At 62.2% G+C, this 593-nt stretch carries 1 protein-coding gene; it reads right to left on the bottom strand.

All coding sequences use genetic code 11. The features are described from left to right. Window positions 1-311: 311 nt before the first annotated feature. The coding region (locus AWB78_RS43025) for a hypothetical protein (RefSeq protein WP_157697933.1) at window positions 312-593 on the bottom strand (282 nt) is incomplete at its 5' end.

The following is a 593-nucleotide window of genomic DNA, read 5'->3' as shown; positions in this document are numbered from 1 at the left end:
AGCCCTGTAACCAGCCTGCATCGTCTATCCTCCGGATCCATTGCATCTTAACAGTGCCGCTTCCCACCACCCAGCACCGCCGGGAAGTTATTTCTCACTCGTTCCTTAGCGGGCGCACGTAACACCTATGCCTTGATCTTCCCGACGATGCAGTTGGGCGGCAGCGGGCAAAGTGGGAATATCTCCGTGCGCGCGGATGCCAGTGGTCTGAGCACCGGTGGAGTGACTGCGCAGACGACGGGTGCGCTGACGGTGCAGTCGGGTTCGGGGCTGGCGAGTCTAGCGGGCATGACGGTGGGTTTAAACAACCTTCAGGGCCTGACGACCAGCGGGGTGTTCAGCGCGGTGACGCTGGGCGATGCGAATACGACGAACATTACAGGGATATCCTCGATTGCCGCAAGTGGCGCAGTGGCGGCAACGGCGAGCAGCCAAATTTTACTCGGCGCGGTGACGGGTAGTTCGGTGAGCGTGAGCGCGGGGGCATTGGTGAGCCTCTCAAGCATCAGCACGAGCGGCGGCAATGTGTCGATCACGGCGGGGACGACGCTCTCGGGTGGGGCGATCAGCGTGGGTTCGATCGCGACCAACGG

The organism is Caballeronia calidae (genome assembly GCF_900044055.2).
GTDB classification, from domain to species: Bacteria; Pseudomonadota; Gammaproteobacteria; order Burkholderiales; family Burkholderiaceae; genus Caballeronia; species Caballeronia calidae.
The sequence above is the reverse complement of the archived record's forward strand: the minus strand, read 5'-3'. Positions and strand labels throughout refer to the sequence as shown.